Annotated in this window: 3 protein-coding genes; 1 reads left to right on the top strand and 2 read right to left on the bottom strand. The window is 68.3% G+C overall.

Annotated features, from left to right (window positions below):
* Positions 1-85 precede the first annotated feature (85 nt).
* Positions 86-1,615: a helix-turn-helix domain-containing protein gene (locus ABT085_RS43680; protein WP_351621990.1), complete on the bottom strand. Its 1,530-nt coding sequence runs from the start codon at positions 1,613-1,615 to the stop codon at positions 86-88.
* 65 nt (positions 1,616-1,680) lie between these two features.
* Positions 1,681-1,878, bottom strand: a complete 198-nt coding sequence (locus ABT085_RS43675; RefSeq protein ID WP_351621987.1) for a DUF4236 domain-containing protein — start codon at positions 1,876-1,878, stop codon at positions 1,681-1,683.
* Between the two features lie 309 nt (positions 1,879-2,187).
* Here ABT085_RS43675 and acnA point away from each other — a divergent pair, with 309 nt between their 5' ends.
* Positions 2,188-4,902, top strand: coding sequence for an aconitate hydratase AcnA (acnA, locus tag ABT085_RS43670; protein ID WP_351621984.1), 2,715 nt, complete (start codon positions 2,188-2,190; stop codon positions 4,900-4,902).
* Positions 4,903-4,911: the final 9 nt, after the last annotated feature.

Raw genomic sequence — 4,911 nt, 5'->3', positions numbered from 1 at the left:
TGTACGAACGGGTCCGGCGGGGCGCGGTGCCGGCAGGGCGAGGGGCCGGGAGCCGCCGGGGCGCGGCGGCTCCCCGTGACGATCCTCAGATGTCCCGGAAGATCTCGATCTGCGCCCCGATGGAGTTCAGGCGCTCGGCGAGGTCCTCGTAGCCGCGGTTGATGACGTACACGTTGCGCAGCACGGACGTGCCGTCGGCCGCCATCATGGCCAGCAGGACGACCACCGCGGGCCGCAGCGCGGGCGGGCACATCATCTCGGCGGCGCGCCAGCGGGTCGGGCCCTCGACCAGGACCCGGTGCGGGTCGAGCAGCTGGAGGCGGCCGCCCAGCCGGTTCAGGTCGGTCAGGTAGATGGCGCGGTTGTCGTAGACCCAGTCGTGGATCAGCGTCTGGCCCTGCGCGACCGCCGCGATGGCCGCGAAGAACGGCACGTTGTCGATGTTCAGGCCGGGGAACGGCATCGGGTGGATCTTGTCGATCGGCGCCTCCAGCTTGGAGGGCCGGACCGTCAGGTCCACCAGGCGGGTACGGCCGTTGTCGGCGCAGTACTCCGGTGTGCGGTCGTGGTCGAGGCCCATCTCCTCCAGGACCGCCAGCTCGATCTCCAGGAACTCGATGGGGACGCGGCGCACGGTCAGCTCCGACTCCGTCACCACCGCGGCGGCCAGCAGGCTCATCGCCTCGACCGGGTCCTCGGAGGGGGAGTAGTCGACGTCGACGTCGATGTCCGGGACGCCGTGCACGGTGAGCGTGGTGGTGCCGATGCCCTCGACCCTGACGCCCAGCGCCTCCAGGAAGAAGCACAGGTCCTGGACCATGTAGTTGGAGGAGGCGTTGCGGATGACCGTGACGCCCTCGTGCCGGGCCGCGGCCAGCAGCGCGTTCTCGGTCACGGTGTCGCCGCGCTCGGTCAGCACGATCGGCCGGTCGGGGCGGACCGTGCGGTCGACCTGCGCGTGGTACTGGCCCTCGGTCGCCGCGATGTCCAGGCCGAACCGGCGCAGCGCGATCATGTGCGGCTCGATGGTCCGGGTGCCGAGGTCGCAGCCGCCCGCGTAGGGCAGCTTGAAGCGGTCCATGACGTGCAGCAGCGGACCGAGGAACATGATGATCGAGCGGGTGCGGACGGCGGCCTCGGCGTCGATCGACGCCATCTCCAGCCGGGCCGGCGGCACGATCTCCAGGTCCACGCCGTCGTTGATCCAGCGGGTGCGCACACCGATCGAGCCGAGCACCTCCAGCAGGCGGTAGACCTCCTCGATACGGGCGACCCGGCGCAGCACCGTGCGGCCCTTGTTGAGCAGCGTGGCGCACAGCAGCGCCACACACGCGTTCTTGCTCGTCTTGACGTCGATGGCACCGGACAGCCGGCGGCCGCCGACCACCCGCAGATGCATCGGACCCGCGTAGCCCAGCGAGACGATTTCGCTGTCCAGTGCCTCGCCGATCCGGGCAATCATCTCAAGGCTGATGTTCTGGTTGCCGCGCTCGATGCGATTGACGGCGCTCTGGCTGGTACCGAGCGCCTCGGCGAGCTGTGCCTGTGTCCAGCCACGGTGCTGCCGGGCGTCACGGATGAGCTTGCCGATACGTACGAGGTAGTCGTCTGCCATGGGACTGAGGCTATCTCAGATATGAGATGGCACCTTCCGAGGGGGGCCATTCGGGTGATGTGCCGTCACCGGCGTTTGGCGGTGCGGGTGCGCCGCCATCCGAAGGGGCCGGGCAAATCCATCGATGTCGTACGACGTCCGGTGCTGCTGTGGGTGTGGCGGGGGCCGTGTGCTCCGCCGGTCGTGATCGACCAGGAGTGCCGGTTGATGTTCAGGCGGACTCCGGGCAGGATCCGGAAGCTCTTGCGGAAGGTGAGGGCCATCGGGGCCTCCGTTCGGGGGGAGGGGGCGTCCTTCTCTGCTGCGCCTACCCCGTCCTGGCCCACTGATGGCCGTACTTCCGTGGAGTTGCCGCGGGGCGGTGCCGAATATCGGTATGGCGGAGCCGGGCCAGGCATGACCATCCAGCCCCCATGTACTAGAGTTATCTCGACATCGAGATATCTGCCGAGGCGCCCCGCTGCCGCCCACTAGTAAGGGTTACCTAACTTAGCCTCACCTTAGCGGATCGGCCAAGTTGGTGTGGCGGCAGGATCGACGGTGGTACGCGCACATCAATGAAGGAGACTGTCGTGTCGGCGAACAGCTTCGACGCCCGCAGCACGCTGCAGGTGGGCGACGAGTCGTACGAGATCTTCCGGCTGGACAAGGTGGAAGGCTCGGCTCGCCTTCCGTACAGCCTGAAGGTGCTGCTGGAGAACCTGCTCCGCACCGAGGACGGCGCGAACATCACCGCCGACCACATCCGTGCGCTCGGCGGCTGGGACTCCCAGGCGCAGCCGTCGCAGGAGATCCAGTTCACGCCCGCCCGCGTGATCATGCAGGACTTCACCGGCGTGCCCTGCGTCGTCGACCTCGCCACCATGCGTGAGGCCGTCAAGGAGCTGGGCGGCGACCCGGCCAAGGTCAACCCGCTCTCCCCGGCCGAGCTGGTCATCGACCACTCCGTCATCGCCGACAAGTTCGGCACGAAGGAAGCCTTCGGCCAGAACGTCGAGCTGGAGTACGGCCGCAACAAGGAGCGCTACCAGTTCCTGCGCTGGGGCCAGACCGCGTTCGACGACTTCAAGGTCGTCCCGCCGGGCACCGGCATCGTCCACCAGGTGAACATCGAGCACCTGGCGCGCACGGTCATGGTCCGCAACGGCCAGGCGTACCCCGACACCCTCGTCGGCACCGACTCGCACACCACCATGGTCAACGGCCTCGGCGTGCTCGGCTGGGGCGTCGGCGGCATCGAGGCCGAGGCCGCGATGCTCGGCCAGCCGGTCTCCATGCTCATCCCGCGCGTCGTCGGCTTCAAGCTGACCGGTGAGCTGCCGACCGGCACCACCGCCACCGACCTCGTGCTGACCATCACCGAGATGCTGCGCAAGCACGGTGTCGTCGGCAAGTTCGTCGAGTTCTACGGCGAGGGCGTGGCCGCCACGTCGCTGGCCAACCGCGCCACCATCGGCAACATGTCGCCGGAGTTCGGCTCCACCGCCGCGATCTTCCCGATCGACGACGAGACCCTGAACTACCTCAAGCTCACCGGCCGCTCCGCGCAGCAGGTCGCGCTCGTCGAGGCGTACGCCAAGGAGCAGGGCCTCTGGCTGGACCCGAAGGCCGAGCCCGACTTCTCCGAGAAGCTGGAGCTGGACCTGTCGACGGTCGTCCCGTCGATCGCCGGCCCGAAGCGTCCGCAGGACCGTATCGTCCTCGCCAACGCCGCCGAGCAGTTCAAGACGGACGTCCGCAACTACGTGGACACCGACGACGAGGCGGGCAAGGAGTCCTTCCCGGCCTCCGACGCCCCGGCCTCCTCCAACGGCGTCCCGTCCAACCCGGTCCAGGTCACCGCCCCCGACGGCACGACCTACACGATCGACCACGGTGCGGTGACGGTCGCGGCCATCACCTCCTGCACCAACACCTCGAACCCGTACGTCATGGTCGCCGCCGCGCTCGTCGCGAAGAAGGCCGTGGAGAAGGGCCTGACCCGCAAGCCGTGGGTCAAGACCACCCTCGCCCCGGGCTCCAAGGTCGTCACCGACTACTTCGACAAGGCGGGCCTGACCCCCTACCTCGACAAGGTCGGCTTCAACCTGGTCGGCTACGGCTGCACCACCTGCATCGGCAACTCCGGCCCGCTGCCGGAGGAGGTCTCCAAGGCCGTCAACGAGCACGACCTCGCGGTCACCTCGGTTCTCTCCGGCAACCGGAACTTCGAGGGCCGGATCAACCCCGACGTCAAGATGAACTACCTGGCCTCCCCGCCGCTGGTCGTCGCGTACGCCCTCGCGGGCTCCATGAAGGTGGACATCACCAAGGACGCCCTGGGCACCGACCAGGACGGCAACCCGGTCTTCCTCAAGGACATCTGGCCCTCCGAGGCCGAGGTCAACGACGTCGTGGCGAACGCCATCGGCGAGGACATGTTCAACAAGTCCTACCAGGACGTCTTCGCGGGCGACGCCCAGTGGCAGGCGCTGCCGATCCCGACCGGCAACACCTTCGAGTGGGACACCGAGTCGACGTACGTGCGCAAGCCCCCGTACTTCGAGGGCATGACGATGGAGACCACCCCGGTCTCCGACATCACCGGCGCCCGCGTCCTCGCCAAGCTCGGCGACTCGGTCACCACCGACCACATCTCCCCGGCCGGGGCCATCAAGGCCGACACCCCGGCCGGCAAGTACCTCACCGAGCACGGTGTGGAGCGTCGTGACTTCAACTCCTACGGCTCCCGCCGAGGCAACCACGAGGTCATGATCCGCGGTACGTTCGCCAACATCCGCCTGCGCAACCAGATCGCGCCTGGCACCGAGGGCGGCTACACCCGCGACTTCACCCAGGCCGACGCGCCGGTGTCGTTCATCTACGACGCCTCCCGCAACTACATCGAGCAGGGCACCCCGCTGGCCATCCTGGCCGGCAAGGAGTACGGCTCCGGCTCGTCCCGCGACTGGGCCGCCAAGGGCACCGCGCTGCTGGGCGTCAAGGCCGTCGTCGCCGAGTCGTACGAGCGCATCCACCGCTCGAACCTCATCGGCATGGGCGTCCTGCCGCTCCAGTTCCCGGAGGGCCAGAACGCCGAGTCCCTCGGCCTGACCGGCGAGGAGACCTTCTCCTTCACCGGCGTCGAGGAGCTGAACAACGGCACCACGCCGCGCACGGTCAAGGTCAGCACCGACACCGGTGTGGAGTTCGACGCGGTCGTCCGCATCGACACCCCCGGTGAGGCGGACTACTACCGCAACGGCGGCATCATGCAGTACGTGCTGCGCAACCTGATCCGCAAGTAGGCACCCGCC

The organism is Streptomyces sp. NPDC002265, assembly GCF_040296125.1.
GTDB lineage: Bacteria > Actinomycetota > Actinomycetes > Streptomycetales > Streptomycetaceae > Streptomyces.
The sequence above is the reverse complement of the archived record's forward strand: the minus strand, read 5'-3'. Positions and strand labels throughout refer to the sequence as shown.

What these genes read in the sequence shown, in the direction of transcription:
- ABT085_RS43675 (WP_351621987.1), bottom strand. Translation starts at nt 1,878, where the DNA reads ATGGCCCTCACCTTCCGCAAGAGCTTCCGGATCCTGCCCGGAGTCCGC.
- ABT085_RS43680 (WP_351621990.1), bottom strand. Translation starts at nt 1,615, where the DNA reads ATGGCAGACGACTACCTCGTACGTATCGGCAAGCTCATCCGTGACGCC.